At 61.5% G+C, this 26,401-nt stretch carries 31 protein-coding genes; 17 read left to right on the forward strand and 14 right to left on the reverse strand.

The genetic code is table 11. From position 1 onward, the window contains the following. Positions 1–35: 35 nt before the first annotated feature. Genes AC1DUP_RS16440 through AC1DUP_RS16450 form a run of 3 tightly spaced genes read right to left on the reverse strand, consistent with a single transcriptional unit; the run spans position 36 to position 1,977 of the window. A complete protein-coding gene (locus tag AC1DUP_RS16440; protein WP_113301869.1) occupies positions 36–350 on the reverse strand; it encodes a hypothetical protein in 315 nt (104 codons plus the stop codon). A gap of 29 nt (positions 351–379) precedes the next feature. Next, positions 380–1,039 (reverse strand): L,D-transpeptidase, encoded by a 660-nt coding sequence (locus AC1DUP_RS16445; RefSeq protein ID WP_113301870.1) that lies wholly within the window; start codon positions 1,037–1,039, stop codon positions 380–382. Then, on the reverse strand, positions 1,036–1,977 hold the full coding sequence (locus AC1DUP_RS16450; protein ID WP_477833245.1) for an ABC transporter substrate-binding protein: 942 nt from the start codon (positions 1,975–1,977) through the stop codon (positions 1,036–1,038). The genes AC1DUP_RS16445 and AC1DUP_RS16450 overlap by 4 nt, the downstream gene beginning before the upstream one ends. Before the next feature lie 467 nt (positions 1,978–2,444). Here AC1DUP_RS16450 and AC1DUP_RS16455 point away from each other — a divergent pair, with 467 nt between their 5' ends. Beyond that, entirely contained in the window at positions 2,445–3,230 is a 786-nt protein-coding gene (locus AC1DUP_RS16455; protein ID WP_115034812.1) for a YdcF family protein, read from the forward strand. A gap of 62 nt (positions 3,231–3,292) precedes the next feature. On the opposite strand, the gene AC1DUP_RS16460 is transcribed toward AC1DUP_RS16455, so the two are convergent. Both AC1DUP_RS16460 and AC1DUP_RS16465 read right to left on the reverse strand, forming a co-directional pair. Beyond that, complete coding sequence (locus AC1DUP_RS16460; protein WP_477833203.1) at positions 3,293–5,221, reverse strand: adenylate/guanylate cyclase domain-containing protein; 1,929 nt, start codon at positions 5,219–5,221, stop codon at positions 3,293–3,295. Positions 5,222–5,674: 453 nt separating this feature from the next. Further along, positions 5,675–6,106: a hypothetical protein gene (locus AC1DUP_RS16465; RefSeq protein ID WP_113301872.1), complete on the reverse strand. Its 432-nt coding sequence runs from the start codon at positions 6,104–6,106 to the stop codon at positions 5,675–5,677. 195 nt (positions 6,107–6,301) lie between these two features. Between AC1DUP_RS16465 and AC1DUP_RS16470 the strand changes: the two genes are divergently transcribed. The 5 genes from AC1DUP_RS16470 (at position 6,302) to AC1DUP_RS16490 (ending at position 10,627) form a co-directional block, all read left to right on the forward strand. Then, entirely contained in the window at positions 6,302–7,099 is a 798-nt protein-coding gene (locus AC1DUP_RS16470; RefSeq protein ID WP_477833204.1) for a glycosyltransferase family 25 protein, read from the forward strand. A gap of 387 nt (positions 7,100–7,486) precedes the next feature. Then, positions 7,487–8,674, forward strand: a complete 1,188-nt coding sequence (locus AC1DUP_RS16475) for an arabinose transporter (protein WP_477833205.1) — start codon at positions 7,487–7,489, stop codon at positions 8,672–8,674. A gap of 789 nt (positions 8,675–9,463) precedes the next feature. Continuing rightward, positions 9,464–10,018, forward strand: a complete 555-nt coding sequence (locus AC1DUP_RS16480; RefSeq protein WP_477833206.1) for an alpha/beta fold hydrolase — start codon at positions 9,464–9,466, stop codon at positions 10,016–10,018. Between the two features lie 97 nt (positions 10,019–10,115). Beyond that, positions 10,116–10,313: a hypothetical protein gene (locus AC1DUP_RS16485; RefSeq protein WP_477833207.1), complete on the forward strand. Its 198-nt coding sequence runs from the start codon at positions 10,116–10,118 to the stop codon at positions 10,311–10,313. After that, entirely contained in the window at positions 10,310–10,627 is a 318-nt protein-coding gene (locus AC1DUP_RS16490; protein ID WP_477833208.1) for a hypothetical protein, read from the forward strand. Before AC1DUP_RS16485 ends, AC1DUP_RS16490 begins: the two co-directional genes overlap by 4 nt. Before the next feature lie 170 nt (positions 10,628–10,797). Here the strand turns inward: AC1DUP_RS16490 and AC1DUP_RS16495 are convergent, their stop codons facing one another. From AC1DUP_RS16495 to AC1DUP_RS16505, 3 genes are all read right to left on the reverse strand, one after another. Next, complete coding sequence (locus AC1DUP_RS16495; protein WP_477833209.1) at positions 10,798–11,439, reverse strand: hypothetical protein; 642 nt, start codon at positions 11,437–11,439, stop codon at positions 10,798–10,800. A 130-nt stretch (positions 11,440–11,569) separates the two neighbouring features. Continuing rightward, entirely contained in the window at positions 11,570–11,869 is a 300-nt protein-coding gene (locus tag AC1DUP_RS16500) for a hypothetical protein (protein ID WP_477833210.1), read from the reverse strand. A gap of 229 nt (positions 11,870–12,098) precedes the next feature. Then, entirely contained in the window at positions 12,099–13,082 is a 984-nt protein-coding gene (locus tag AC1DUP_RS16505; protein ID WP_477833211.1) for an IS1595 family transposase, read from the reverse strand. A 139-nt stretch (positions 13,083–13,221) separates the two neighbouring features. Here AC1DUP_RS16505 and AC1DUP_RS16510 point away from each other — a divergent pair, with 139 nt between their 5' ends. Both AC1DUP_RS16510 and AC1DUP_RS16515 read left to right on the forward strand, forming a co-directional pair. Continuing rightward, on the forward strand, positions 13,222–13,404 hold the full coding sequence (locus AC1DUP_RS16510) for a hypothetical protein (RefSeq protein ID WP_477833212.1): 183 nt from the start codon (positions 13,222–13,224) through the stop codon (positions 13,402–13,404). Then, positions 13,401–13,889 carry a hypothetical protein gene (locus AC1DUP_RS16515; RefSeq protein ID WP_477833213.1) on the forward strand — a complete coding sequence of 163 codons (489 nt, stop codon included), beginning with the start codon at positions 13,401–13,403 and terminating at the stop codon, positions 13,887–13,889. The genes AC1DUP_RS16510 and AC1DUP_RS16515 overlap by 4 nt, the downstream gene beginning before the upstream one ends. A gap of 289 nt (positions 13,890–14,178) precedes the next feature. Here the strand turns inward: AC1DUP_RS16515 and AC1DUP_RS16520 are convergent, their stop codons facing one another. After that, on the reverse strand, positions 14,179–14,991 hold the full coding sequence (locus AC1DUP_RS16520) for an SDR family NAD(P)-dependent oxidoreductase (protein ID WP_477833214.1): 813 nt from the start codon (positions 14,989–14,991) through the stop codon (positions 14,179–14,181). 48 nt (positions 14,992–15,039) lie between these two features. Here AC1DUP_RS16520 and AC1DUP_RS16525 point away from each other — a divergent pair, with 48 nt between their 5' ends. Then, positions 15,040–15,417, forward strand: coding sequence for a winged helix-turn-helix transcriptional regulator (locus AC1DUP_RS16525; protein WP_477833215.1), 378 nt, complete (start codon positions 15,040–15,042; stop codon positions 15,415–15,417). Between the two features lie 36 nt (positions 15,418–15,453). On the opposite strand, the gene AC1DUP_RS16530 is transcribed toward AC1DUP_RS16525, so the two are convergent. Together AC1DUP_RS16530 and AC1DUP_RS16535 are read right to left on the reverse strand one after the other, a co-directional pair. Then, positions 15,454–16,875: an amidase gene (locus AC1DUP_RS16530; protein ID WP_477833216.1), complete on the reverse strand. Its 1,422-nt coding sequence runs from the start codon at positions 16,873–16,875 to the stop codon at positions 15,454–15,456. A gap of 368 nt (positions 16,876–17,243) precedes the next feature. Then, positions 17,244–17,456 carry a cold-shock protein gene (locus tag AC1DUP_RS16535; protein ID WP_113301405.1) on the reverse strand — a complete coding sequence of 71 codons (213 nt, stop codon included), beginning with the start codon at positions 17,454–17,456 and terminating at the stop codon, positions 17,244–17,246. A 944-nt stretch (positions 17,457–18,400) separates the two neighbouring features. On the opposite strand from AC1DUP_RS16535, the gene AC1DUP_RS16540 reads away from it, so the two are divergent. The 3 genes from AC1DUP_RS16540 (at position 18,401) to AC1DUP_RS16550 (ending at position 21,335) form a co-directional block, all read left to right on the forward strand. Next, positions 18,401–20,086, forward strand: a complete 1,686-nt coding sequence (locus AC1DUP_RS16540; protein ID WP_477833217.1) for an arylsulfatase — start codon at positions 18,401–18,403, stop codon at positions 20,084–20,086. Positions 20,087–20,369: 283 nt separating this feature from the next. Next, positions 20,370–20,975: a DnaJ domain-containing protein gene (locus AC1DUP_RS16545; protein ID WP_115036467.1), complete on the forward strand. Its 606-nt coding sequence runs from the start codon at positions 20,370–20,372 to the stop codon at positions 20,973–20,975. Between the two features lie 144 nt (positions 20,976–21,119). Next, the gene (locus AC1DUP_RS16550) at positions 21,120–21,335 is read left to right on the forward strand and encodes a hypothetical protein (protein ID WP_113309822.1); all 216 of its coding nucleotides are present in this window, start codon (positions 21,120–21,122) and stop codon (positions 21,333–21,335) included. Between the two features lie 9 nt (positions 21,336–21,344). On the opposite strand, the gene AC1DUP_RS16555 is transcribed toward AC1DUP_RS16550, so the two are convergent. Both AC1DUP_RS16555 and AC1DUP_RS16560 read right to left on the reverse strand, forming a co-directional pair. Further along, positions 21,345–21,623 (reverse strand): hypothetical protein, encoded by a 279-nt coding sequence (locus AC1DUP_RS16555; RefSeq protein WP_477823016.1) that lies wholly within the window; start codon positions 21,621–21,623, stop codon positions 21,345–21,347. Between the two features lie 406 nt (positions 21,624–22,029). Next, positions 22,030–22,380: a hypothetical protein gene (locus AC1DUP_RS16560; protein ID WP_113309823.1), complete on the reverse strand. Its 351-nt coding sequence runs from the start codon at positions 22,378–22,380 to the stop codon at positions 22,030–22,032. Between the two features lie 366 nt (positions 22,381–22,746). Here AC1DUP_RS16560 and AC1DUP_RS16565 point away from each other — a divergent pair, with 366 nt between their 5' ends. The 5 genes from AC1DUP_RS16565 to AC1DUP_RS16585 all read left to right on the forward strand — a co-directional run bounded on the left by AC1DUP_RS16565 (position 22,747) and on the right by AC1DUP_RS16585 (position 25,908). Next, entirely contained in the window at positions 22,747–22,905 is a 159-nt protein-coding gene (locus tag AC1DUP_RS16565) for a hypothetical protein (protein ID WP_477833218.1), read from the forward strand. Positions 22,906–23,036: 131 nt separating this feature from the next. After that, complete coding sequence (locus AC1DUP_RS16570; RefSeq protein WP_115034821.1) at positions 23,037–23,351, forward strand: DUF1476 domain-containing protein; 315 nt, start codon at positions 23,037–23,039, stop codon at positions 23,349–23,351. A 180-nt stretch (positions 23,352–23,531) separates the two neighbouring features. Then, on the forward strand, positions 23,532–24,368 hold the full coding sequence (locus AC1DUP_RS16575; protein ID WP_477833219.1) for a dienelactone hydrolase family protein: 837 nt from the start codon (positions 23,532–23,534) through the stop codon (positions 24,366–24,368). Positions 24,369–24,770: 402 nt separating this feature from the next. Next, entirely contained in the window at positions 24,771–25,100 is a 330-nt protein-coding gene (locus AC1DUP_RS16580) for a hypothetical protein (RefSeq protein WP_477833220.1), read from the forward strand. A 199-nt stretch (positions 25,101–25,299) separates the two neighbouring features. Beyond that, positions 25,300–25,908 (forward strand): exonuclease domain-containing protein, encoded by a 609-nt coding sequence (locus tag AC1DUP_RS16585; RefSeq protein WP_113309827.1) that lies wholly within the window; start codon positions 25,300–25,302, stop codon positions 25,906–25,908. 11 nt (positions 25,909–25,919) lie between these two features. Here AC1DUP_RS16585 and AC1DUP_RS16590 read toward each other — a convergent pair whose 3' ends face one another. Continuing rightward, positions 25,920–26,306, reverse strand: coding sequence for a GNAT family N-acetyltransferase (locus AC1DUP_RS16590; protein WP_477833221.1), 387 nt, complete (start codon positions 26,304–26,306; stop codon positions 25,920–25,922). Positions 26,307–26,401 lie beyond the last annotated feature (95 nt).

Raw genomic sequence — 26,401 nt, forward strand, 5'->3', positions numbered from 1 at the left:
TGCCCCGTGGCACTACGGCGCAACTGCGGCCGCGCTCACGCCGGCTGAACGCTCTTTACGATACCCATATTGTCGATGACGCAGCTGAACTTGCGGCCCGAGGCATCGAGATCGACGGTGAAGCCGCCGGCATCCACCGGGCGCGATCCCGTCGGCAGGATCTTGGCCCGGTCGAGGCCTGCCTGTTTGGCGGCGGCATCGGCGCAGAGCAGCTGCAGGTCGGCGGGTGCGGTCTGCACCGCCGTGCGCGACATCTGGTCGGGCGGCGGGGACGACTGGCAGGCTGCGATCGCCGATAGCGAGCAAAGGAGCAGGGCGCAAAGTGGCCTGCTCTCCAAGGAAATGCGCATGTTAGTCCCCCGTTTCAGACGCCCCACGTTCAAACACCCTTGTAGAGGGCCGCGCCCTGCATCAGGACGATGACCTTGGCGCCGACCTTTATCCGTGAGTGCAGATCGATGATGTCGTCATTGTTCATGCGAATGCAGCCCGAGGATACGTCGAGGCCGATCGACCAGGATTCCGGCGTGCCGTGGATGCGGTAGATCGTGTCGGCATCGCCGGCATAGAGATAGAGCGCTCGGGCGCCGAGCGGATTGTCGGGGCCGCCCGGTTGTCCGGCCGCCCATTTGGCGGCATTCGGGTCGCGGGCCACCATTTCGGCAGGCGGGGTCCAGGTCGGCCATTCTGCGGTGCGGCCGACGCGCACGATGCCGGCCCAGCCGAAGCCTTCGCGTCCGACGCCGATACCGTAGCGGATCGCCTGGCCGCCCGGCTGCACGAGGTAGAGAAAATGCTGGTTGCCGTCGATGATGATCGTGCCCGGTTCCTCCGCCGTGCGGAAGGTGACGACCTGCCGGCGGAAGGCATCCGGAACCTGCTTGTTGCGGGCGAAATATTTACGCGCCGTGTTCTTGTCGTAATTGACCCATTGCCGCGTCTTGGGATCATAGATCTGCGTGCCGGCCGCAAGGGCAACACAGGCGGCGAATGTAAGGGCGAGTGCGGCGAGGGTGGCTTTCTGCAACGTCCGGCTCATGGCTTTGCCCACCCCTGGATGCGGGCGGCATTGTCGGCCACCCATTTTTGCGCATAGTCGGCAGGCGGCGTCCGCTCTACCTGCAGCGCATAAGTCATGGCCGTCACTTCCTGCGGCGTCAGATCGACCCTCTGCAGAAAGGCGGCGACATCGGCATGTTTGGCGCCAAAGGAGACCGACCAGGCAATGTGGAATTCCGACGGCGGCCAGGCGACATCGGCCTTCGAATGCTCGATCCAGAGCGGATCGCTGCCGGGCGCTATCTTCCATTTTGCGGGGTCGTAGGCCGGTTCCTTCAGCCGTGTGACCTTGTGCAGTTCGAAGACGTTGTGCGGCGCGTAGCAGGCAAAGACCATCGGGCGGCCGGTTGCAACGGCTGCATCGACGGCAGCCATGCCGACATCTTCTTCCGCCTCCACCAGGGTGAGGTTCCTGGCGTAACCGTAGCTCGCGGCGCGGATGCGCTCGATGCTCGCCGAGGTCCAGGTCGCAGCACCGATCCAGAGCTCGCCGCGGCCATCGCCATCGGTGTCGAGCAGCGCGCCCTTTTCAGGGTCCGACAGGTCCTTGACGCTTTTGATGCCGGCCTTCTCGGCGTCCTCGGTGGCGCAGAGGCCCTGCCAGGCGGCAACGGCACGTTTTGCCAGAACCACCGCCTTCTTCTCATCGACGTATTTTTCGATCGCCGCATCGAGATTCGGCCGCCAGACCTCCGGGTGGATATCGAGTTCGCCGGATTCCAGCCCGGCAAAGGCATTGAGCTCTCCCATCTCGCGCAGGTCGACCGTGAGGCCGAAGTTCTTGCCGATCGCGACCTTCAGGATATTGGCCGTCGCCTGTCCCGATGGCCAGTTCGGCACGGCGATGACAAGATCGGCGGCCTGGACATTGCCAAGGGATACCGAGGCGATGAAAAGAGATACGGTGGCGGCAAGCATGGCCGCGGGCCGTCTGAAACGGTGCGGCGATCCGGCGGGCGTGCGCTTCGCTTGCCTGAGATTTTCACCCTGATGATGTCTCACAGAAACCCCTCCGTTTCCGATCCTCTGTGCCGTCGAGGAGCCGCGCGATGGACCCGCTGCCGCTCATCATGGCTCTCGTCATGTCCGGGGCTCCGGCGCATACGCGAGACCGAATGGCCGGCGGGCTAATGTCTGCGCCCCTATGCAACTTCAAGTCCTAAACACACGACGCACATGGCGGGGAAGTACGTTACCGTAAATGCCGCCGTAAATTCGTGCGGCGAGCGGCGAAGCGGAATGGGGAAATAGCGACTTGCGCGCAACTCTCCTCATCGATTGACCTGATCAACCGGAGAGGGCAGAACGTCTCCTCAAAACCAGACTTGCCCCGAATCCACGAATAGGCTTTCGTGGCCGCATTTCAGTAGGATCCCGGCACGCCCATGTTTTTCTTCGCGAAGGTTTTCTGGCTCACGTCCCAACCCGTCACCCTCGGCTTCCTGCTGATCGGTCTCAGCATTGTTCTGATGATCTTCCATGTCCGGCGGCTCGCCATCGCGGTTGGGCTGCTGTCCCTGGCGCTCATCTTCGTGAGCTTTTACACCACGTCAGGTGCGCTGATCGTGCAGGAGCTGGAGGATCGTTTTCCACGGCCGGCCGCACCTGCCGATGTCGCCTGCATCGTCGTGCTCGGCGGTGGGATCGCGACAAAGGTCGATAGCGTGCGCGGTGGCTACAACTTCGATGACGCGGCCGATCGCTATATAGAAACGGTGCGGCTGGCCGGCGTCTATCCCAATGCCAAGGTTATCATGTCCGGCGGCGATGGCAGTCTTACCGGCGGCTACGTCAAGGAAGCGGATATCATCGCCAGGATGTTCAACGATTTCCATATCGATCCGGCTCGTGTCGAATATGACGCGGAATCGCGCGACACCTATGAGAACGCCATCAATACAAAGGCGATCCTGCAGCGGCTGAACCTCGGCCACTGCCTGCTCGTGACATCGGGTTTCCACATGCCGCGGGCGGTGGCAATCTTCCGCAATCTCGGCATGGACGTTACCCCCTGGGTCGCCGATTACCGCACGAATGGACGACAGGGCCTGGCGCTGTCGGCCGGCCATCCGCTAGCCAATGCCGACCTGCTGACGATAGGCATGAAGGAATGGATCGGCATCGTCGCCTATTATTTCGCCGGGCGCGTCTCGACCCTCTATCCGCAGTGAGGGCAGGCGGCTTGCGCCCGGACAGTCGGCGGATTCCTGAAAAGTTGCGCCGCCTGCCGGCTCTATAGCCGCCCGAGAGGGGTTGCCTTCTCTGCCTCGCATTCCGGCAGTCGCAGAGGTCTCGCGAATTTCGCCAGCGCCTCGGGCTTGGCGCATGCCGGGAAGCCGGCCAGCGGCATCGTTTCTATGAACCGGCTGCGCTCTATTGTGCTCAAGCCGGGTTCATTGATCATGCTCTCTACAGTCAGGTCCGGGTGCCGCTTGAGAGCTTCCCTGACAGAGGCATTCGCCTCATCGGTTCGACCCAATGCGGCGAGGGCGCTGCTGCGCACCACCCAGGTCCACCTTTGGTAATTGTTGGGCGTCATGCGCTCCAGCATCTTCACCGCGTCCTCATATCGGCCCGCCATGAAATAGGCAGGCGAGAAGAAGTTGGACGTCCACATCGGATAGTTCGGGTCGAGCCGCATGACCTTGTCGACCATCTGAGCACCGCGTTCCGGTTCACTGAAGCGTGCGGCATAGCCGCTGTAAAAAGTCAGGATTTCGGACGAACCGGGAGCCAGACGAAGGGCCGTTTCGAATTCGGACTTGGCGCGGCCCATGTCGCCCTTATTGGCAAGGCTCATACCGAATACCGCATGTGCTTCGGCGTCGCTCGGATCAAGCTGCACGGCGCGTTCGGCCACATCGGCAGCCGCCTTGCGGTTGGCCTCGGGATCGCCACCGAACACACCCAACAGATCATGAGCATGGTAAAGTTCTACCCAGGCCCGTGCCAGCCCCGGGTCCAGCTCGACGGCGCGGTTGAGAAAGGTGATGGCGGCCTCCGCATCTGCTTTGGTGAGATTTTCAATCTTCTCGGAACCGAGCAGATAATAGTCATAGGCGCTCAGGTTTTCAGGCCGTTTGCGTTTGGCTGCAACCCGCAAGGCTTCTTGAATCAGTCCCACTCCGCCGCCGAGGCGGTTGGCGACCTGCTCCGCGATTTCGGTCTGAACGGCAAACACGTCCTCGGCGGGCCGGTCCCAGTTCTCCGACCAGAGATGGTGGCCGGTTCTTGCATCGATCAACTGTGCTGTGATCCGCACCCGGCCACTCTGCCGCTGGATCGAGCCTTCCAGAACAAAGCCGACATGGAGCGCAGTTGCGACCTGGCCGGCATCCACCGGCTTGCCTTTATAAATTTCCGTCGAATTGCGCGCCACCACCTCGAATTCGGGAAACCGTGCGAGGTCGGTGATGATGTCCTCCGTCAGGCCGTCAGCCAGACGCCCGCTCGCCTCGTCGCCGCCAAAATTGTCGAAGGGCAGCACCGCCACCGACGGCTTGCCGCTCAAAGGTTCGGGCTGCAAGAACCACCAGGCCGCGCCGCCCGCCAGAGCAAGCGCCACGATCGCCGCCGCAGCCGTCATGGCCGAGCGCGGTATCATCCCGAGAAGCGGGCGACGCGCCCGTTTGCCGTCGAGCCTCAGCCGATACATCCGCACCGGGCGGCTGATATTCTTGACCTGCTGATTGCCGGCGAAATCCAGCGGCCAGTCGAGTTTGCCCTGGAGATGATCGTATGCCGTTCCCGACACCATCACGCCGCCCGGCTCGGCCAAATGCTCCAGCCGCGCGGCGACATTCACCCCATCCCCATAGAGATCGCCATCCACCAGGGCCACATCGCCCAGATTGATCCCGACGCGGAATAGGATGCGCTCAGTCTCCGGCAGGCCGGCGTTGCGCGCCGCCACGCTATTCTGGAACTCCGCGGCGCAGGCAACCGCATCGACCACGCTGTCGAAGGCAACAAGCGTGCCGTCGCCCATCAGCTTGATAACGCTGCCGTGGCGCTCAGATATGGCGGGATTGATCAGGTCGGCGCGGATGTCCTTCAGTCGCCTGATGGTGCCGGCCTCATCGGCCTCCATCGCCTTCGAGTAACCGACCATATCCGCCGCCAGGATCGCGAGCAGCTTCCGGTCGAGTGCGGGGGTTCCCATCATCGTTGCCTTGGATGAACATGCAACAGTGCCGGCAGTTTACACCTACGGAAGCACGGCAACCAGCACACCGCCGAAACGGCATGTCCGCCTCTGGCGCGAAGCGGCCACGAACTCGCTTCGGCCGGCGGCATAGGCCAGGGTCCGGACCCATAAAGAGGATTCCGTTGACGGCGGCTCCATGATTCACGGTCTCCGAAGGGAGACCACAGGTGAAACGGAATTGCTTCTAGCTCACGGAGGGGCAGTTTTCGTGGCTGCAGGCGCTGCAGCCAACAGACACGCGGCAAGCCAATAGTCATGACCGCCGGGTGATCAGCGGCACCCGGTACGATCCATCTGCGACGAACGTCCTTGCGGCTGTCTGCCTCGCCGCCACTGTCACCCACTGGTTATGAGTCAGGGCAGCAAATCACGGCAAACATCCGGACGAGAGCAGCATTTCTTCCGTTCTCACTTGGCGGCGCCAAGCAGGTAGCCCCCGTCCCAGTGATAGATCTGCTTGTCGTCGACGGTGACCTTGACGACCGCCTGGAATCCGGCAAGCGCTCCGCTGCCGGCATGGAACGCACAGGTTCCCTGCATCGGGCTGGCGGTGTCGTAGGTGACGCAGTACCCGACCGCCGTGTCTCCGTTTCCGACGGCAATGACCGCCGTGCTACTGCCGAAAAGGGGACTGCCGGTCACCGGCCCATAGTACAAGATCTTGGTGCCCGCCGGGATCGCCGCGAGGTTCGATTCCGTAATGGTGCAGAAGCTCGGGGTTTCGCCGGTGTACTGGCTACATTCCTTGGAAATCTTCAGCGGTTGCATAGCCGGCGTAGCGGACGCCACGGAGGTTAGCGCCAGGATGGCACCAGCCGAGAGGATCAACAATCTGCTCATTGCCCACTCCCTATGGTCGAATTAACGGCCGACATTTTACTCGTTATCTGCTCTCTGAGCAATTCGCTGCTTTCAATCTTCCGGGCAAGGGGTTGCCGTCCGCCGGCTGCTCGCAAATTCCGCACTTTTGCTTGCATCGGAACACAGTTATATGCTTGCGCTGACAGGGCAGGCATAGGGCGCCAGGGAGTTCACTTGAGAATATTGATCATCAGCCGCAAGGCGGAGGAGGTTCGGCGGAGCTTCCAGATCCGGCAGCTGGCTGCACTCGGCCTGTCCTTCGAGTTTCTCGACGCGTTCGAGGCTGCCGATCTGACAGTCGAGGAATGCCAGACGGCTGCCAGCAACTGGCCGAGCCCGACGCGGCGGCAGGACATCGGTTGCTTCCTGTCCCACCGCAAGGCCTGGCAGGCGGTTGTAGAGCATGGCGCGAAGATGCTCATCCTCGAAGACGACGCGGTGCTGTCAGACGATATCACGGCCGTCCTCGCCAATATCGAAGCCCGCAACGATGCGTGGAACAGCGTCTACGATCTCGAATTCGCCCCGCGGCGCCATATCCTCAATCGCAAGCGCGCCTGGCAGGACGCGGCCGGCCGTTTTGGCGCGACCCGCGTCTATCAGAACCGTGTGGGGCTGGCAGGCTACGTTATTGGCCCCGAGGCTGCAAAACGCATGCTGGCTGAGACCACCACCTATTCGCTGATCGATGCGCATTTCTGGCACCGCTCCTGGCTTGCCGCCTACCAGATCGAGCCGGCGCCCGTCATCCAGCAGCGGTTTCTGGAGGGTGAGGCCGAGAGCGGTGATTTCGTGCGCCCGGAAAAGGATCTGGTCTTCCTGCCGCTCAGCAAGCTGCGCAAGCTGGCGCGCCGGCTGGAGCTCGAAAGCATCAAGGCGAGAAACCTCGTCGTCGGCCTGTTTGTGGGGCAGAAGAGGGATGTGCTTGTCGATCGGTCGCGGTTCAATGCGGGTGCGGTGAAATCGGCTTAGGTGGGGCTGTTGCTGGCGATGGTGCCGGTGATTGGGGGATCGTCTCTCAAATCCATGCTCGTTGGCCCTCGCTAAGACCCCGCCCCAAACCCCTCCCCACAAGGGGGAGGGGCTTAACCTGCCGCGCCACCTTCCAGATTCTCGACATTTCGGGAGGAGTGAGGTGGTGCCCCGAGTTAGTCCCTCCCCCTTGTGGGGAGGGGTTGGGGAGGGGTTTTCGCGCAGATGGGCTGCCCGTTGACACCTGCCCACATATCCCGTATCTGCCAATCCACGCCAGTCCTCTGGCCGTAAGCGTTTGACGTCAAGCAACGCACTTATCGATCCTCGCCGGTCGGAGTGCGTTTTTTTGTGCCCGTCTGACGAGGAAACAGCCAGGAGGTTTTCATGGCTTTCCGTCTTACTGATGATCGCGAGCAGGCACGGCTTTACGTGCTGACCGCGATCCTTTTCGTCTCCTATCTCTGCGTTGCGATCGCCCTTCCGGTCGTACCCGTGTTCGTGACCGGCACGCTTGGCCTCGGCAATGGCTGGGCGGGCCTTGGCGTCGGCATCGCTTTCCTCGCCACCATCCTCACCCGCGGCTATGCCGGCGGGCTTGCCGATGGCAGGGGCGCCAAGCTCGCCGTGCAGCGCGGCCTGGTCTTCTATGTGGCGGGGGCGCTGATTTCGCTCGCCGCCGGGCTCTCGCTGCAGGCGCCGGCTGCGGCCTTCGCCATCCTCATTGCCGGGCGGCTGTTGATCGGGCTCGGCGAAAGCCTTGTCGCCGTCGGCGTCATTGCCTGGGGCATCGGGCTTGTCGGGCCGGCGCGCTCCGGCCGGGTGCTGGCGCTGGTTGGCGCGGCGATCTACGGCGCGCTTGGGCTTGGCGGGCCTGTTGGACTGCTGCTGCTCGATAACATCGGCTTTGCCGGCACGATGGCCGTCAGCGCCATGCTGCCCCTGCTCGGGCTTGCCGCGATCCGCAGCGTGCCCGCCGTTGCCGCCCATCCGGGCAGGGAGCGCCCGCCGCTTGCCGCCGTCATCGGTCGCATCTGGGTGCACGGGCTGATCGTCTGCCTGCAGGGCATGGGTTTTGCGGCGATCGGCTCCTTCTTCACCCTCTATTTCCGCGATCTCGGCTGGGATCATGCGGGCCTCGGACTGACCGCCTTCGGCTGCGGCTTCGTGCTGGTGCGCCTCGTCTTCGGCCACCTGCCGGATCGCTACGGCGGGCTCACGGTCGCTGTCGTCTCGCTCGCAGTCGAAGCCATCGGCCAGTTGCTGATCTGGAGTGCCGCCGATCCCGCCGTCGCCCTGATCGGCGCCTTCATGACCGGCCTCGGCTGCTCGATGATCTTTCCCGCCATGGGGCGCGAAGTCGTGCATCTCGTGGCACCGCATCTGCGCGGCACGGCGCTTGGCGGCTTCTCGGCCTTCCAGGATCTGGCTTACGGGCTGACCGGGCCGCTGGCGGGCGTGCTCGCCGACCGGGCGGGATACGGAAGCGTGTTTCTGGTTGGCGGGGTGACGGCGGTTTGCGGGTTTGTGGTTGCGGTGCTGCTGAGGCGAGGGAAGGTGGTTGCTGCGGGGTGATGCAGCGAGGTGAGGGTGTGTGGATGAGTAGGGGAGGTGTCCCGTGGGTCACCCCTCTGTCCTGCCGGACTCCGGGGGCGAGCCACGGGTCTCGAGCCGTCCTTGCCGGTCCTCAATATCCCTCTGGTTAGCTGAACGGGCAGCGGAGACGGCGTCGTACTGACGCGCCCCTATCGCTCCTATTCCCAAGGTTGTATAATTCTGCAGACAAACGAGTACGGCGTGTTCGGAGCCCGTTATCCAAAGGGAGGATGCCTTGTCCAGATCATCGTTGTTTCTGTCACTAGCGCTGGCTATCGGCCTGTCAGTCCCAACAATATCCATGCCGACTGAAGCAAGCGCGCAGGCCCAGATCTCCATCAGCGTCGGCAGCAATCTCAACAGCGGCAGAGGGATTACCTGTAGTCAGGGCGAGAGGCTGCTCCGTAGCCGCGGTTTCAGGGACGTCAGGCGGATCGACTGCCGTGGTCGTTTCTTCGTTTATCGGGCCCAGAGAGGCAACAGCCGGTTCGAGATTTCCATACGGCAGCGTGATGGCCGCGTTGTGGATATGCGCCGCATCGGTGGAAGGCGATAGTGTCGGGAAGGTGAGACCCGCGATTTCTACGCGCTTGTCCGGGTCTAGCGCAAAGCTGCCCTGAACGCCGCCACCAAGGTTGGTGGCATCTGGTTGTCGAATTCCGCACTCGTCGATCTCCCTCCTTGTGGGAGTCCGAAGGACGGCTCAAGACCCTTGCCCTGTTCCCGCAACGACCCATCTCCCTGATGGTCACAACCGGGATACCATCCATGCCAACACAGATCCTCTTCATTCAGGGCGCCGGCGAGACGACCCACGACGAGTGGGACAACAAGCTGGTAGACAGCCTCGCCCGCGAACTCGGCGATGCCTACACCATCCGTTACCCGCGCATGCCCGACGAGGCCGATCCGCATTATCAGGCGTGGAAAGCCGCTGTTATCACCGAGTTCCAAACCCTCGAAGACGGCGCCATCCTGATCGGCCATTCCTTCGGCGGCACGGTGCTTCTCCACACGCTTGCCGAAGCGTGGCCGGCCTTCGAGCCCGGCGCCGTCATCCTGATCGCGCCGCCCTTCATGGGTGCCGGCGGATGGGAGAGCGATGAGATCGCCGGGGGCAGCGATTTTTCCGAAAGCCTGCCGGAGGGGATGCCCGTGCTCATCTATCACGGCAGCGACGACGACACGGTGCCCTTTGCGCATATCGAGCTTTACGCCATGGCGATCCCGGATGCGGTCGTCTGCTCGCTGCCGGGGCGCGATCACCAGCTCGACAATGATCTCGCCGACGTGGCCAAGGATATACGCTCGCTGGCAGCATAGAGGCAGCGGCGGGCCGGTCCCGGCCATTCCGTCGCTCAACCATTGGCATCGCATCCTTCCGCATCGCTGAAATCAAAGCCGATGCAGGAGCTGCCGTATGATATCCGGATATTTGGGAGCAGGGGGCAAAGCGCCTTTATCGACACAGGCCGCCCGCCGTCTTCATGCCATCGGCATGCTCCAGCCGCTTGCCGGCCTCGTCCTTGCCGCCGGCTTCGTGCTCTGCCTGGCCGGCCGCTATGAGGCCCAGCTCATCCGTGAAGCGCACCTCCATCAGGAGGTCATCGGCCGATGAACGCCTTCAGTCTGCAGTTCGATTTCGACGAGCTCACCATCCCTGTCCTCGGCCGGAACGACAATGGCCTGCTGCTGTACGGTTCCGCCGAGCTCTCGGGCGATCACGAGGGGTTCAGTGTCGAGGCCATCCATCTTGCCGGGGGCACCACGCTGCGCCAAGCCGGCAATGCCGAATTCGGCCGGCCGGCGCCCTTTGCCGACGAGCTCTTCCGGCGCGTCGCCGCCGTCATCGAGGACGACAAGACCGTGCCCGGCCGTCACGCGGCCATGGAATGGTCCGAGCTCATCGAGCGCCACGGCGAGGCGGCCTGAGTGGGCGGAACATAAACCTATCTTTGTTTGTTTTCGAGCGTTCCGGGTCCCTGAAAAGTTTCGTCTGATATGGATCGTGATCGAAGATAGGAATAATTGCCTAATTATATACTTGACGTACTAACATTGAAATGGGATGATTCCTATGCGTGACAGGCCGGCTAATGAGATTACTGCTGAGATGAATCTTGCTGGGGCTGGGGCTCGCTTTCTTGCCGATCCTTCTCTAATGCAGAAGCCAAACTATTTGGGGGAACTGGCAAAGCGAGTCTTTGAAGCCATGATTTCGTGCGCTTCTGACTATAAAGCTCCATCCATCGAGTCATGTATCGAACAGATGACAGCATGCCGCCAGCAATGAGGCCTATGTCGGCCGCTGTTCTGTATTTCCTTTTTTCGTCCCTAAATGGGCGAAGTGTAGCGTTAACGGCTGTGGTTTCGTCATCAGTTTTCCCCCAAAGCCAATGAAGGATTTCGTTTCGCTCCCTTCTAAGGTCTTCAACGAGGCTGATAAGCGCATCGATTGCCTCCTTGTCTTCTGGGAATTCGTCAAGCAAGAGGGCTTGATAGAATTTAACGATGCGATCTTGCCCGAGATTTTTTAGTATGAACCGAGCGGTGTTGTCCTTCCCCTGAAGGAGTTGGGCAATTGCCAGTTCAATATGATGCTCCATCTGCGCAGACCGAGCGGCGACGCTAGCAATCGCGAAATGGAACTCATCAGAGAGGAATGGTAGCTTGTCAGCCATGGCGAAAGAACCTGAAATGAGTGCCGAGAAGAAAGGCGACGACATTTTGAAGCGTATGCTCAAGTCGCCCCCAGATCCGAAAGCCCCTCCCAAGCCGAAGCCTGGGAAGGATAAGGATGGTCGCGATGCTGACGATAAGAGTTAATCTCGTTCTTTGGTTCGCACGTCAGCTACGTATTCCAGTCGAGGTGCGTCAGGCCCTTTTCATAAAGGGTACTAAATCGAAGATGTCCGGGTCTTCGTTGTTTCCGATGAGACGGGCTGACTTGTAGTCAGGCATACCGATAACAACCAGATCGGCTGTGGTATCGATGGCTTTCTTCACGCGAGACGCAATCGTGTCGATTGTTTCTGATGAGGAGAAAACAAGGAACGAGGATGGTTCAACCCACCAACTGCTCGCTGACGTGCGAACAGTTTCTATTAGGTTGTCGTATCTTTGCGTGTAAGTGCCATTCTCTTTAAGACGGAATGTAAGCCAGAATGTTTGCATGCGGTATGTCCTTGGAAAATGCCAAGGACGGCTTGACGACTCTTCCGGGAGGATTCAAAGTCTGAAACGTGTTCATGCCGAGCCGTCCTTTGGCTTGGTTGACAAAAGGCGGACGTGGTTCAGACGTCCGCCTTTTACGCTTTCCCAAGTATCTGAGTCGCGCAAGAAGAACTTCGGTCAATCCCGCTGCTTAAGCTTGCGCCTCCACAGGAATCGTCGCGCCTTTTGCTTAGGCGTAACTGGCTTCACCAACCCGCCGATAAGTAAGGCGCTTGTCGCGAGCCTGACGAAGAATGTCTTCGGCGCGTTCTGCATCCGAGATCTTGAGGGCGGCGCGGCGGTTATACCTGAAATCAAACTCGGCAAGGTAACGGTGAAGATGAGCTTCGCCGCAATGCTGGTAGACGCCGATCATGCCGCGCTTGAAGACTGAGAAGACGCCTTCAATCGTATTGGAGTGAATGACGAGATCGCCTTCATAGCGAACGTATTCCTTGGCCGAATGCTTCGTCGTCTTGTGCGTGGAGAATTCCTTGCCGGTCTCGATGTAGAGGCGGCTTTCATCGGTGTAGAGGTTGCTATCGCGGGACACGTTGCGCACGAGGACTTCGCGCACGGTTTCCTTGGTGGCGTCGTTCAGGTGGAACATGCGTGACATGCCGCCACGCTCCACCAGACCAACAACGATACGCTTCTGTGCGCCGCCAGCCTTGCCGCTCTTGGTAGGCTTGGCAATGCGGCCACGAGCGAGCTTACGGGGTGTCTCGCGCTTGCCGATGTAGGTCTCGTCGGCTTCTACGGTTTTGCCAGCGCCGCCAATGGGGCCAGCGGATTTTACGTCTTCCTTCATAGCTTCGCGGATGCGATGGGCCATGAACCAAGCGGTCTTGTAGGTAACGCCAAGCATACGGTGAAGCTGGTGGGCGCTCATGCCCTTCTTCGAGGCGGCCATAAGGTGAGCGGCAAGAACCCATTTATTCAGGGCGATCTTGGATCGCTCGAAGACGGTTCCAACAGTCACGGTGAAGGGATCGCGGCAATCGTTGCACTTGTAGACACCAGGGCGGGTGGACTTGCCAGTCAGCTTGGTAATGCGGGTGGTATCGCAGTTGCCGCAATGAGGGCAGATCGGGCCGTTCGGCCAATGGATGGCTTCAAGATGCTCGCGGGCCTTTTCGGCGTCGGTGTAGATTTCGTTTGTGAGGTCGAACATCGGCTATCTCCTTGCGATCATTGATATCAACAAGGCCGTGGTACGTCAAGTATATAATTAGGAATAATTTCCTTGCTTGTTGTCGCCGTTGCCGGGTACAACCCTATGACGGCAGCGATATCCAACTGGAGAGTTTTGCATGCATGCGTGCCCGCTCAAAGCGAGCGACATCACCTTCATCAAGGCACTGGCATACGGCGCGCCATCCTGGCGGATTGCAGCGTTACCGGGTGTGTCTGCAGATATTTCTCACCGTGCGGTGACACTCTTCCGGCCGGCAGAAACGGCAGCCATTCCGGCGCGCGACGGGTGGCTTTCTTGAAGGATATTCCCGACGACCTGATACATTCGGTACGGGCCGCGCAGCTTTCGGGCGGCTTCGGCCTCGCTGCTGCGATCGGCCGGGAGCGTGCGCGGTGCAGGCAGGCGGTCGAGGCATGGCGGACGAGGCTGACGGCTGGTGACGATCTCGGGCGCAGTATCGAGTTGTTGCTTTCGGAGATCGAGGCGGGTGGCGCCACAATGGAGCAAAAGCCGGCCGAGGATGATGATGCGGTGCTTATTGCGCTCGGGCGCAAGCTGCATGAAGCGGCAGGGGTGGCAGACCGGCAACTGCTGGCGATGCCCGATTATGGTGGTATAGCGGAAGAGGCCGCTGCCATCGAGGCGATCCTGCAGCCGGGCGAAGAGATTGCCGACAGGATGCTATATCTGTGGCCGGTGACATCCAGGGGTGCCGAGGCCCGGCTGCGCGCCGAGGTCTGGAAGCGCGGGGAGTATATCGGGACCTATCTTGGTGGGGAATGAATGCGAAGGTGGTCCAATCTCTCTGACCCTCACAGGTCAGTTGATGAAGAGGCCGGACAGAAGACCCCGCCCCAACCCCCTTAACCTGCCGCACCGGCTTTTCACATCTTCAACGTAACGGAGGGAGCGAGGCGGCGCCTCAAGTTAGCCCCTCCCAGCTGTGGGGAGGGGTTGGGGAGGGGTTTTTGGCGATGGTACAGACCGGAATGATCCCTGACAGATTGATCCAGGTTGATGATCGAGACACACGTTTTCCTCCGGCTACTGGACCAAGCGCAACCTCCTGCGATCAATAAATCGCCGGCAACATCCCGCCATCGACCCGCAGATTCACCCCCGTAATATAGCCGGCGCGCGGACTGACCAGGAAAGCAACGGCGTCGGCGATCTCCTCCAGCGTGCCCACCCTCCCAAGCGGCACCTCGGCGAAAAGCGGTAGCACCGCCCGTTCCACCGCCTCCCACGCCGTATCCTCGGCCATGCCGCGCTCAGCCGCGACCTCGCGGAAGCGGGCGTCCAGCCGGCCGCTGCGGATCGTGCCCGGCGATATCGTATTGACGGTCACGCCCTCGGCCGCCACCGCCTTGGCCATGGAAGAGGTCATGGCGTTCATCGCCGCCTTGCAGGCGGAGTAATCCGGGCGGCCCGCAGGCGGCATCAGGCCGGCGAGGCTGGAGATGTTGACGACGCGGCCGAAGCGGGCCTGCCGCATGCCAGGCAGCAGCCTTGTGGTGACCCGGACGGCGGCGAGAACATTGCGGTCGTAGGCCGACGCCCAGGAGGCGGGCCGGCTGTTCGTCCAGTCCTCCGGCTCGCCCGAGCCGCCGGCATTGTTGACGACGATGTCGATCCGGCAGGCAAGCGCCTGCGCTTCGCCGATCAGGCGCTCCACCTCGTCATCGACGGTGAGATCGCCTGTTACCGCATGGGCGCGGCCGCCTTCGGCAATGATCTCGTGGGCCACGCGCTCCGTTTCGGCCCTGTTGCGGCCGTGGACGATGACGGTGGCCTGTTCGCGGGCGAGCCCTCTGGCGATCGCTTCGCCGATGCCCTTGCTGCTGCCGGTGACGAGCGCCGTCTTGCCGTCGAGTTTCAAATCCATTGCGGTCTTCCTATCTTGGAGTGGATGGAAGCACAGAAGAACAGGACGATGCTCGATACAATTACGCACTTAGAAGTGCCTGTAGAACGGGAAGACCGCGCCGCCTGCCTCGGGCCTGAAGGCTCGGTCGCACATGTGACGCGGGTACTGCGGATGATCAGCGGGCGCTGGAAGCTGCCGATCCTGTTTCGCCTCTTCGCCGAGCCTTCGATGCGCACCCTGCAATTGAAGCGCGACATGCCGGGCATTTCGCAGAAGATGCTGACGCAGCACCTGCGGGAGCTGGAGCTGGACCGGCTTGTCGCGCGGACGGATTTCGGCGAGCAGCCGCCGCGCGTCGAGTATCGGCTGACGGAGGCGGGACGGGCGCTGATGCCGGTGCTGATGGCGGCGCGGGAGTTTTCGCGCGATCATGCGGCGGGATAGGGCAGGCGGCTTTGAGGGGTGTCGGTCCCAGTATCGTCAGGCTGGGGTGCGCGGGTCTATCGGCGTTGCGGGCCGCAGATCGAGAATCAGCTCCAGGGCGCGGGCGCCAGCCAGCACGCGTGCCTCGCCGCGGGGCCGGCCGACGATCTGCAGGCCGACGGGGCGACCATCGGCAGTGAAGCCGCAGGGCAGACTGAGGGCCGGGGCGGTCGTCAGGGAAATTGCGTAGGCGATCGCCAGCCATTCGACATAGTTTGAGAACGTATGGCCGGCACATTCGCCGACATATCTCTGGCCGACCGGATAGGCGGCGACAATGGTGGCCGGGCAGAGAAGGAGATCGTAGGTATCGAAGAACAGGTTCATGCGCCGGAACATCGCAGCGCGGTTGTTTTCCGCCCGCACGACATCCGCCATCGTATAGCTGAGGCCCCTTTCGATATTCCAGACCACCTCCGGCTTCATCTTGTCCCTGTTGCCGTCGAGAAGCCCTGCGTAGCTAGAAGCAAAGGTCATGCCGCGCAGAACCTGGAATGTGTCATGCGCTTCGGAGAGGTCCGGGTGAGCCTCCTCGACGATGACGCCCATCTCGCTGAAACGGGCAGCCGCCGCGCGGCAGATCGCGGCCACCTCGGGATCGACAGGGGTGATGCCGAGATCGGCGGAAAAGGCCACGCGGGCCGGCCGCCAGCCGGAGCGCGCCGCCGCCAGGAAATCCTCGCCCCTCGGCAGGGAAATCGGATCTGCCGGGTTTTCGCCGGTCATCGCGTCGAGCAGCAGGGCCGTATCTTCGACGCTGCGGCCCATCGGGCCCTTGACGCCGACCAGTCGATCGATCTTCGAGTCCGGATTGCAGGCCACGCGGCCGGGGCTCGGCCTCAGCCCCACCACGCCGCAGAAGCTTGCGGGATTGCGCAGGCTGCCGCCGAGATCGGAGCCCTGCGCCAGCCAGGCCATGCCGGTTGCAAGGGCAACGGCTGCACCGCCGGAGGAACCCGCGGCGGAAAGCCCGGTATTCCAGGGGTTTAAGGTCGCGCCGAAGACCTCGTTGAACGTATTGCCGCCGGCGCCGAATTCCGGCGTGTTGGATTTGGCGTAGATGACACCGCCCTCAGCCTCTATCGCCTCCACCATGATGTCGGATTTTTCGGGAACGTGATCGGCAAAGACGGTCGAGCCATAGGTGGTGCGCACGCCGGCGACATCCGTCAGGTCCTTGATCGGCACCGGCAATCCCGCCAGACGGCCGCGGCTGCCGGGAGGCTGCTGCATCAGCCGGCGGGCATGGGTACGGGCGCGATCGAAACAGAGGGTCGGCAGCGCGTTGACCGCAGCATCGACAGCGCCGATGCGCGCCTCCAGCGCGTCGAGACAATCGAGCGGCGACACATCTCCGCGGTTCAGGAGATCGACGACCGTGCAGGCCGGCATGTTCGTCAGACTGGCATCGCTGGGCATGGGGTCATCCTCAGCCGGGTCGTCTTCCAAGTGAGGCGGTCAGACTGCATCATCTGCCCGATGGCTTCAAGCGCATGTCACGCGGATGTGGAAGATGCGGCAAAATCCCCTCTCCAACCCCTCCTGTCGGATGCCGGGGTCGAGCCACGGGTCTCGACCCGTCCTTGGGACCCTCACAAGCGGGAGGGACTTAGCGTTGAGCTTGCGGCACTCTCCGTGGTCACCGATGGGGCAGAGACGGCGCGGCAGGTTAAGCCCCTCCCACCTGTGGGGATGGGTTGTGGAGGGGTCTTCTCGCGCCCCCAAAACAAAAACGGCGCCCCTTGCGGAGCGCCGTCGCCTGCCGAAGCAGAGAGACCTGAATCAGATCAGAAGGCCTGGATGTTGACAGCCTTCGGGCCCTTGCCCATGCGATCCGGCTCGGTGTCGAAGGAAACTTCCTGGCCTTCGCGGAGCGACTGGATGCCAGAAGCCTGGAGAGCGGAGATGTGGACGAAAACGTCCTTCGCGCCGCCTTCCGGCGTGATGAAACCAAAACCCTTGTCCTGGTTGAAGAATTTTACGGTGCCCTTGGTGGCCATAGGGGATAGTCCTTTTCCCATTGGTAGTTAGTTTATCCGCACCCCCGGCGGAGGGGAGGCGGACGGCTTTAGCTTTCGCGTTTCGGCCTCTGGAAGCCGGACGCGAAGGGTCAGTCGAGACGTCACGTACGGGGAAAGAACATCTACGCGCATGGGTGTCACCCATGCCGCCCCACCGGAATTGGCGCTCCGAAAGGGCATTACCACTTCAGTCCAGTCACCGGCATGCGAAATGCCCGAGTGTCGCAGTTCGTGCCAGCATTTCGGGCAAAAAGCAAGCGGCAATATTATGGCATGGCTTTCGCGGTTGCGAGAATTGATGATGATTCAAATGGTTGGCGGAAGATTAGCAGAGGCTTGCATGGCTGTGCCATTGCGGGATGGTGTGAGATTTGCAACCTGAAGGGGGCGAGTTGCATCTTGCGGCTGATGGGCTTCCGGTTCTCTCGGGATTCCTTTTATCGGCGTGCGGACAAAGGGGGTGAGAAAGGCGGTATGACGTAGCAAGTGCCAACAGCCGCTTTACAGCGGTTCGAGCCACCGCTTTGCGCCAAACCGGTCATCATCATGTGGGTTCGGCATTGCGGTCGGTGTCATGCACCGGGCCTATTCCACCGGAGCGTGGCGACGAGAGCCTTCAATCTGGCGGCGAAGGCGAAGATGTGCGATTATCCGCCAAGGCGACTGCTCACATCCAGGCAGACGCCGGGGCAAATATTTCATTGCTGGCCATCGACGCTTCGATAGCGGGTACGCCTGTCGCCACCCTATGGCGAGCAATCAGTGCGGCATTCCTGTAGCCAACATACCCGATCTCCTGCAACGCCATGCCGCGAACTGTCACGACATCAGATCGTCTTCGGCCGAGAGGATGGGCATCCTTCTACTCTAGAAAGCAGTGCCAACAAGGCCGAGCGACGAGCAAACTCAACGGAGGATACACCATGAGTACCATGCGAAACCTTTGCTTTGGTCTGCTGGCTTCCGCATGCGCGACCGCGCTGGGTGCACCGGCAGTCGCGCAGCAGCCGCAGTCAAAACCCAACATCCTTGTCATCATGGGCGACGATGTCGGTTGGTTCAACCTCGGTGCCTATCACCGGGGCATCATGTCCGGGAAGACGCCGAACCTCGACAAGCTGGCGTCCGAGGGCATGATGTTCACCGACTATTATGCCGAGGCGAGCTGCACGGCCGGCCGGGCGAGTTTCATCACCGGTGAAATCCCCTTGCGCACCGGCCTGACGACTGTGGGTCAGGCGGGCGCGGATGTGGGCATGCCGGACAAGGCAGCAACCATCGCCGCCGTCCTCAAGACCGAGGGCTACGCCACGGGCCAGTTTGGCAAGAACCACCTCGGCGATCTGAACAAGTTCCTGCCGACTCTCCATGGCTTCGATGAGTTCTTCGGGTACCTGTACCACCTCGATGCGATGTCGGACCCCTACTGGTATTCGTTCCCGGATGACCAGTCCTACCGTGACAAGGTCGGGCCGCGCAATCTGGTGCACAGCTTTGCCACTGATACTGATGACGCGACCCAGCAGCCGCGCTGGGGCAAGATCGGCAAGCAGCGGATCATCGACGAAGGCCCGCTGGCGCCGTACCCCGATATGTCCAACGTGCCGAACATGCATGACATAACACCCAAGGCCAAGTACGACATGGGTACGTTCGACGAAGTGCTGGTCAAGGCTTCCTGCGACTTCATGGACAAGGCCAGGACCGAAGGAAAGCCGTTCTTTGTCTGGCACAACACGACGCGCATGCACGTCTGGACGTTCCTGTCTCCCAAATACCAGGCTTTGATGAACAGCCAGACCAATTATGGTCTCGAAGAAGCGGGCGTGGCACAATTGGACGACAGCGTCGGTGCCATCCTGAAATGCGTGGAGGACGCCGACGAGACTGACAACACCATCGTCGTCTTCACGACCGACAATGGCGCAGAAGTCTTTACCTGGCCTGACGGCGGCATGACCCCGTTCAAGGGCACCAAGGGTACCGTGATGGAGGGCGGCTTCCGCGCACCCGCAATCATCCGCTGGCCGGGCAAGGTCAAGCCGGGCACGGTCGAGAACGGTATTTTCTCCGCCCTGGACTGGTTCCCCACGCTGGTGGCGGCGGCTGGTAATCCCAACATCACCGACCAGTTGCTCAAGGGCGTGAAGCTGGGTGATGTGACCTACAAGAACCACCTCGATGGCTACAACCAGATGGACCTGCTGGAGGGCAATGCGCCGTCCGCACGTCATGAATTCTTCTACTTCGGCGGCCCTGCTCTGGGGGCCGTACGCCTCGACAATTTCAAGTTTCAGTTCTTTCAACAGCCGCAGGGTTGGCCCGGCGGAAAGGTAACGACTGATATGCCCACCATGGTCAATATCCGTCAGGATCCCTTCGAGCGAACACCGTCGATTGGCGAACAAAGCCTCAATGACCTGGGTGGAGGCTACATGAACGACTTCTTTGCTCGTGAGTTCTGGCGCTTTGTGAGTGTTCAGCAGGAAGTCGCCAAACTCGCGCTTACGGCGGTCGACTACCCGCCAATGCAGGATCCGGCCTCCTTCAACCTGGATGCCGTGAAGAAGCAGATAGACGCGGCGATCAGGAACAAGCCAGGCAACTGATCGAGAACGGCTCAGGACGACGGGTGGCCCGCAGGGGCTGCCCGTTTGCTCTTTTGCCTGGCTTTGGCCCCATCCTCCACTCTCCCGCCGACCAGCGCGGCAGAAATTGCGCCCCGTTAACCCCTTGCCTGTGGGAAAATCAGCCGCGTTCCACAATTTCGTCCCGAGCTGCCGCAATTATGGCAGGGTGTTTCGGGGCTTGATGCGGCGCCAGCCTGCGGTTAGGTCTCGGAGGGACGAAGCAGTGAATGAAGGAAGTGCCGGCGTGATCGATCCTTATGCCATGCTTGGACTGGAGCGCGAAGCCGATGGCGAGGCGATCAGGCTTGCCTGGCGCAAGGCGGCCAAGGGCGCGCATCCGGATGCCGGCGGCGACTCCGATCATTTCAACCGGCTGCAGATCGCCTACGAACTGCTGCAGGATCCCGTGCGCCGGCGCGTCTATGACGATACGGGCTACGATCCGCAGCTTGCCGACCCGAGGGATCTCGAAGGCGTGCTGATGCTGGAATCGCTGGTCAACGAGGTGATCCTCGACGAGCGCGAACCCGGCAGCTTCGATCCCGTGGCCGCCATGCGCCGCAAGCTGTCGGACGATATCGTCAAGAGCCGCTTCCACATCCTGGAGCTCGAACGCCACCGCGCACGCGTGCGCAAACACATAGACCGCCTCGGCCGCCGCCCGGAAACCGACGTGCTCGGCTCCATGCTGCGCGCCCGCAGCGAAGCCATCGCCGACGCCATCCGCAAGACGGAGAAGCAGATCCAGACGATCGAGCATACCTATACGATGCTCGAGGGCTACTCGTATGAGGTGGAGGTTCTGGCACCGCTGGAAAAGGTGGAGGTGGAGGTGGTGGAGCCGCAGCGCGGGGAGGCTGCGGAGTAGGGGAACCATCGCCGCAGGAGATCATCCGGCCTTGCTCGCGCGCATGGTTCCGATTTTCAGGCCGATGCTGTAGCCACCCGGATGGCAGGGGCGTGAGCCCAACGGATTTCCGTACAGCATGTCCGGCATGTGATATGATTGTCCATGACCTATTCCCTGAAGGATCTGGACGTTGCGCGCCGGCAAGTGGTTGCCGACCGGCAGATGATTTCGGCGCAGGAGATCCTGATCGACGGGATGCTTACGCGGGGAGAGCCGGCGGGGCTGGCGCGGGAAAGGCTGGTCACGATGACTGGGGATCTGCGCAACCATCGCTTCCATCAGGATCTGATCCAGGCGGCGATCCGGCTGCAGCGCTGAGCCTGCCGTTCATGCCGCGGGCCTCCACCGGGCGCGGATTGCTCGCGCCTCGGTTTCTTCTTTGGATTTTTGGTCTTTCCCATCAGCCGCGCGGGCTTTCTTGTGGGCTTCGCGTGCTCTCCCGTCGGCTTCTCTCTCGGTGGCGATCTTCTTTTTGTGGTCGTCGCGCGCTTCCTCGAGTTCTTTGATTGTCGGAAGATCATTGCCGGCCGGAGCCTTGTCTGACGGTCCGGGCTGGTGGCCGTTCAGGGTGGCGCGGGCAGCGGTGGCCTGGGCGATCAGTTCCACGGCCGAGGGGCTCCTTGCCGGGCGCTTCGCATTGGCGTTGTGATGCCTTCCATCCCTATGAGAGGCGGGTTTGTCGGGTGTGTTTCCAGGCATGTTGCATGCCTCCTGTTCGTGTCTTGAAGCCGCCACCCTTCATCGGTCCTGCGCTGGCGCTGCATGGAGTGCCGTATCGCTATCGAAGGCGGGTATTCCCATGGTTTCAGCGGTCTGCCGCTGCCGGACGGGGATTGACGGTCATGGCGCCTGATCGCAGCCAGAGATCGTTGCGCTCATGGCGCAGGCGAATTTCTGTCTGTGCATGATCATCCTCCGGGAAGGATTGGCGAGCGGGTGGCCTGGGTGAGCGGTCGGTGGGGCAAGCGGCCGGGGATTTCTCGCCGGCCTCGTTTTTGCGGGGGCGAAACGCTCAGCTCGGCTTACCAAGAGCTATCTGGCAGGCCTGCGCAAGGTCCGCGTTCGGTTCGGTGGTGCCGAGCGGCGTAGCCCAGCCGGCCTTCTTGATGATGTCACTGCGTCCATAGGTGCCGGCCGAGTTCAGCTCGGCCATGATCTGCGCCGAGGCCGGATCGCTCTTGGCGCGGTCGAGGCAGTAGGGTGTCAGCGCGGCGGCGATCGCCGAGGTGCGCTCGATACCGGCGGCTTTCTGGGCGCTGCCGCTGGTCACCCAGCCTCCCCAACTGAAACCCACAATCGCCAATGCGGCCGCGCCGCACACGGCGCCCCACAGGCCGGGGCGAAGCCATGTTATATTTTGCATCACGAATTCCAATCTTTTAAAAAAGTACGCGATTTCGCGTGCTTAAATAATAACACAATAAAAAATCTGCGTTTTGTTTATTATTTTATTTGATATTTCTGTTGTAATTGTTCAATTATATTTAAAAAATTCTTTGGGTTTAAGTGTACAAACTCGATAAAACTGCTGTTTTATATTTTCGTCCTAATCGCGACTCAATTGGAGCGCAATGATATCCGGTCGTCGTTTGGCCGTATGGTTCTCGCCGGTGTGTCAGAGACTTGAAGACAGTCACGCTTCCGAATTTCGATTGCCAGACCGATGCCGTAGCCCGATGAGGCTTTTCACCGGGCTGCGGTCAGAGGCCTTCACCTGGAGCCTGTCGCCATGTCAGCCTACGCATCGTCAACACGCACAACCAACACCATCGTCCATTTCTCCGCCTCCTTCACGCTGCCCGATCTCGTTGGTGAGATCCATCCGGCCGGCGACTACAAGATCGTGCAGGATGAGGAGCCGATCGAGGGTCTTTCGCGCATCGCCTAGCGACGCGTCGGAACCTTCATTCATCTGCCCTCGATTGCGGAAGGCAGCCGCTTGCGCAGGATCGTGAGGATCGAGCCCGCACTTCTCCACCAGCTGCTGGAGACCACGAATGCGACGGGGGAGCTTTCCTCATGACCGTATTCGAAGATCGCGAGAAGGCGCTGGAGCAGATGTATTTCCTGGATTCCGACATGGCTTTCAAGGTGCGATCGCGCAGCGACCGACTGCTCGCCCGCTGGGTCTGCGGCATGACGGGCGCAGACAGCGAGGCCTATATCGGCGAGATCATTGATCTCAGGCTGACCGGCGCCGATGATGAAGGCGTGATCGCCAAGATGGTTGCGGATATCCGCGCCGCCGGCAAGGATGTGGATGAGAAGGCGCTCAGGGAGCGTATGGAAACGCTGACGGCCGCCGCCATGCGGGATCTCGCTCGACCTCTGTGATCTTCTCGGTGATCGGCCTGTTTGAACCGCAATCGCTGTCACCCACCGTGAGACCGCTCCATACCAGCAGCGGTCGCCGGAACATGCGCCTCTCCGCCGCATTGCCTTGATCGTCGCTTCACCCAAATTGCGTGGTGAAGGTGTCAACGTCGTGCCATCCATCCGCCAAGAGGTCATTCAGTGAAAATCGCGCGGCTCTTCTTCCGCCTCGTCGTCTCCCTGAACTTCATGCCGCAGGCTTATGCCGACGAGCTGGTTCACTTCGACAGCGCCGTCGTGAAGCCAAGCCCGTTTCTGGAGCGCAAGGCGAAGGAACAGGGCGAGGCGCTGCCATCACTGCAGGCGACTCCATTGATCGGTTATCTGACCCGCCCGCAGGGTGACGGGCGGTTTCCGGCTGTTGTGCTGATGCATGGATGCGGCGGTATCCGGTCTCACGTGAAGGATGCCTGGCCGGAGCAGCTGGCCTCCTGGGGTTATGCCGTGCTGGTCGTCGATAGTTTCACCACCCGCAACATTGAGAATACCTGCAAGACCTATCTTCCCGATCGCGTCTTCGATGCCTATGGCGGTCTGGATTTCCTGTCGAAACAGGGCTTCATCGATGCCAGCCGCGTGGCGCTGATGGGCTTTTCGGCCGGCGGGATTGCGACGCTGGAGGCGACGAAGATCGACGGGAACGAGCAGCTGATGGATGAAAAGTTCAAGGCGGCGGTTGCCTATTATCCCGTCTGTGCCGTGCATGAGAGCGATGCGACCGTACCGACGCTGATCATGGTCGGCGAACTCGATGACTGGAGCCCGGCCGAAAAATGCCGCAGGCGGATCGCCAATCTCAGCGGGAAGGGGCCGCCGATCGAACTTCATGTTTATCCGGGCGCGCGCCACGATTTCGATGATGAGGCGATGACGAAACCGAAGACGGTGTTCGGGCATGTGGAGGAATATAATGCCGCTGCGGCAGAGCAGTCGATCGCCACCGTTCATGACTTCCTGCAGACCTATCTCGGGAAATAGGGGCCGGCAGCCGGCCTTTTTCCCGTCAATCCGCCTTGCTCGCCACCACTACGGCCCGCGTCTCTGGATTGCCGCCAATGCCCGGTACGACGGCGCGAGAAAAAAGCCCGGTGGGGTTTTCCGGGCTTGAGATCAGATGATGGGCGTGGCGGCTCGTTTCCGCCTGCCTCCTTATGCGGCCTTCGTCTCCTCCGACCGTGTCGCTTCAGCCATTTCGATGAGGTATTCGGGAAATATCCGTCCTCCGGCGCATGCGATCTGGCTAATGTAGCTTGATTGAAACCTGCAGCCCAGCTCGTCCAGGAATTGCGCAGGAGAAAACTGTGGACATCGCCGGGGAACAATCGCCATCACCAGCGGTTCCATATGGGTCAACCAACTGATCCACCTAGGAGAATGCCAATGCGCATGAGAATTGTCGCAGCCTCGCTGCTCGCCCTCGGCATGGCCACATCAGCCTTCGCCCAGTCCAACCCGGCTCCAACTGGCGCCACCATGGATAAGAACACCACCGATTCCGGCGGCGGCGCCGGCACCGATATGAAGAAGAAGCCTGCCACGATGGACAAGACCACGACCGGCAGCACGACGGGCGGCGCGATGAAGATGAAAAAGCCCGACTGCCCTGACCACGCCAGCAGCTCAGGCACCGGCTCCGGCAAGCTGCAGACGCAGGGCGGCACCAGCAACGCCACCCCGATGGACGAAGCCTGCGCCTCACATAACAATTGATCGCAGCGTGGGTCGAAGGATGCCCGGTCATGATGTGGCCGGGCATTTTTTGTGGGCTGGGTGGCACTTTCGCTCCCGGATTGGCTTTTCGGGGAGAGAGGCGACGGCGACGGACTATCGTGGGACGCCCCCATGGCAATAGCCAAATATCCGGCTATGCTCACTCCAAGACCAAAGCAGACCTGGGAGCACATCGCGCGTGCCGCATATCTACATCGTCACCGATTGCGAATTCGACGGCCCCATACCGGGCACCCATTCGATGCTCTCCTTCGCCTCCGTTGCCCTCTCCGAGACCGGCCGGATCGTCGGCGAATTCGAAGCCGTGCTGCAGCCGCTCGAGGGAGCCGGGCGCGACCCTGTGACCATGGCTTTCTGGCAGGCGCATCCGCAAGCCTTTGCCGCCGCGACTGACAATGCCGAGCCCGCAGCCGAGGTCATCTCCCGCTTCATCGCCTGGGTGAAATCCTTGCGCGCCGAGCCGATCTTCGCTGCGCATCCGGTCGCGCTCGACGGCCCCTGGCTCGACCACTACCTGAAGCGCTTCACCGGCCGGCCGCTGTTCGAAGGGCCGTGGATCGCCGACCGCCTGTTCCGCCATCCGCCGCTCTGCATCCTGTCGCTGGTGGCGGGTGCGACGGGCCGCAGCCCTTGGGAATGCGATATCGCCCATTATCCGCGCGAATGGCTCGGCAATATCGAGCACACGCACCGCGCCATCGACGATGCCCGCGGCTATGCCAACCTCCTGCATTTCTTCCTGACCCGGCGCGAACCCGGCGGCGGCTATCGCCCGCTTCTGTCGTAGGGTCTCCCCGTCTAGTCGAGCTGTATCAGCCCGGCCTCGGTCGGCCTGAAGCCGCAGGCGCGGTAAAAGCCCTGAAGATGCGGCTCGTAATCGACATGCAGCCATTCCGCCCCGCGCTCCCGCGCGATCCGCGTCGCCTCCATCACCAGCTGTGTGGCAATGCCCTGCCGGCGCAGATCCGGATGGACACAGGTATCGAGGATAAAGGCATGAATGCCGCCATCCCAGGCGACATTGACGAAGCCGATCAGCCTGTTCTCGTCATAGGCGCCGACATGGGCAAGGCTGCGCGGCAGGATGCCGGTAAAATCCGGCGCCTGCGCGCCATCCCAGGCGGCGGCCCAGAGAGCGGCGAATTCATCGGGCGAGGGGAAGGGGTTGATGCGCAGTTCTGGCATTGCTTGTTGTCCGAGTCCGGTCGGTGGCGTTTCCATCGATTCACGCTACAGAAAATGCAGCCGCTTGGCGATGCTGGCGCGCATGTTCGGCTTTC

Source organism: Rhizobium sp. 01L419, from assembly GCF_056400025.1.

What these genes read in the sequence shown, in the direction of transcription:
- AC1DUP_RS16500 (WP_477833210.1), bottom strand. Translation starts at nt 11,869, where the DNA reads ATGCAAACATTCTGGCTTACATTCCGTCTTAAAGAGAATGGCACTTAC.
- AC1DUP_RS16570 (WP_115034821.1), top strand. Translation starts at nt 23,037, where the DNA reads ATGACCGTATTCGAAGATCGCGAGAAGGCGCTGGAGCAGATGTATTTC.
- AC1DUP_RS16465 (WP_113301872.1), bottom strand. Translation starts at nt 6,106, where the DNA reads ATGAGCAGATTGTTGATCCTCTCGGCTGGTGCCATCCTGGCGCTAACC.
- AC1DUP_RS16560 (WP_113309823.1), bottom strand. Translation starts at nt 22,380, where the DNA reads ATGCAAAATATAACATGGCTTCGCCCCGGCCTGTGGGGCGCCGTGTGC.
- AC1DUP_RS16450 (WP_477833245.1), bottom strand. Translation starts at nt 1,977, where the DNA reads ATGCTTGCCGCCACCGTATCTCTTTTCATCGCCTCGGTATCCCTTGGC.
- AC1DUP_RS16525 (WP_477833215.1), top strand. Translation starts at nt 15,040, where the DNA reads ATGCTCGATACAATTACGCACTTAGAAGTGCCTGTAGAACGGGAAGAC.
- AC1DUP_RS16440 (WP_113301869.1), bottom strand. Translation starts at nt 350, where the DNA reads ATGCGCATTTCCTTGGAGAGCAGGCCACTTTGCGCCCTGCTCCTTTGC.
- AC1DUP_RS16530 (WP_477833216.1), bottom strand. Translation starts at nt 16,875, where the DNA reads ATGCCCAGCGATGCCAGTCTGACGAACATGCCGGCCTGCACGGTCGTC.
- AC1DUP_RS16545 (WP_115036467.1), top strand. Translation starts at nt 20,370, where the DNA reads ATGCTTGGACTGGAGCGCGAAGCCGATGGCGAGGCGATCAGGCTTGCC.
- AC1DUP_RS16580 (WP_477833220.1), top strand. Translation starts at nt 24,771, where the DNA reads ATGCGCATGAGAATTGTCGCAGCCTCGCTGCTCGCCCTCGGCATGGCC.
- AC1DUP_RS16590 (WP_477833221.1), bottom strand. Translation starts at nt 26,306, where the DNA reads ATGCCAGAACTGCGCATCAACCCCTTCCCCTCGCCCGATGAATTCGCC.
- AC1DUP_RS16455 (WP_115034812.1), top strand. Translation starts at nt 2,445, where the DNA reads ATGTTTTTCTTCGCGAAGGTTTTCTGGCTCACGTCCCAACCCGTCACC.
- AC1DUP_RS16535 (WP_113301405.1), bottom strand. Translation starts at nt 17,456, where the DNA reads ATGGCCACCAAGGGCACCGTAAAATTCTTCAACCAGGACAAGGGTTTT.
- AC1DUP_RS16565 (WP_477833218.1), top strand. Translation starts at nt 22,747, where the DNA reads ATGTCAGCCTACGCATCGTCAACACGCACAACCAACACCATCGTCCAT.
- AC1DUP_RS16520 (WP_477833214.1), bottom strand. Translation starts at nt 14,991, where the DNA reads ATGGATTTGAAACTCGACGGCAAGACGGCGCTCGTCACCGGCAGCAGC.
- AC1DUP_RS16480 (WP_477833206.1), top strand. Translation starts at nt 9,464, where the DNA reads ATGCCAACACAGATCCTCTTCATTCAGGGCGCCGGCGAGACGACCCAC.
- AC1DUP_RS16485 (WP_477833207.1), top strand. Translation starts at nt 10,116, where the DNA reads ATGATATCCGGATATTTGGGAGCAGGGGGCAAAGCGCCTTTATCGACA.
- AC1DUP_RS16505 (WP_477833211.1), bottom strand. Translation starts at nt 13,082, where the DNA reads ATGTTCGACCTCACAAACGAAATCTACACCGACGCCGAAAAGGCCCGC.
- AC1DUP_RS16460 (WP_477833203.1), bottom strand. Translation starts at nt 5,221, where the DNA reads ATGGGAACCCCCGCACTCGACCGGAAGCTGCTCGCGATCCTGGCGGCG.
- AC1DUP_RS16510 (WP_477833212.1), top strand. Translation starts at nt 13,222, where the DNA reads ATGCATGCGTGCCCGCTCAAAGCGAGCGACATCACCTTCATCAAGGCA.
- AC1DUP_RS16475 (WP_477833205.1), top strand. Translation starts at nt 7,487, where the DNA reads ATGGCTTTCCGTCTTACTGATGATCGCGAGCAGGCACGGCTTTACGTG.
- AC1DUP_RS16490 (WP_477833208.1), top strand. Translation starts at nt 10,310, where the DNA reads ATGAACGCCTTCAGTCTGCAGTTCGATTTCGACGAGCTCACCATCCCT.
- AC1DUP_RS16550 (WP_113309822.1), top strand. Translation starts at nt 21,120, where the DNA reads ATGACCTATTCCCTGAAGGATCTGGACGTTGCGCGCCGGCAAGTGGTT.
- AC1DUP_RS16540 (WP_477833217.1), top strand. Translation starts at nt 18,401, where the DNA reads ATGAGTACCATGCGAAACCTTTGCTTTGGTCTGCTGGCTTCCGCATGC.
- AC1DUP_RS16445 (WP_113301870.1), bottom strand. Translation starts at nt 1,039, where the DNA reads ATGAGCCGGACGTTGCAGAAAGCCACCCTCGCCGCACTCGCCCTTACA.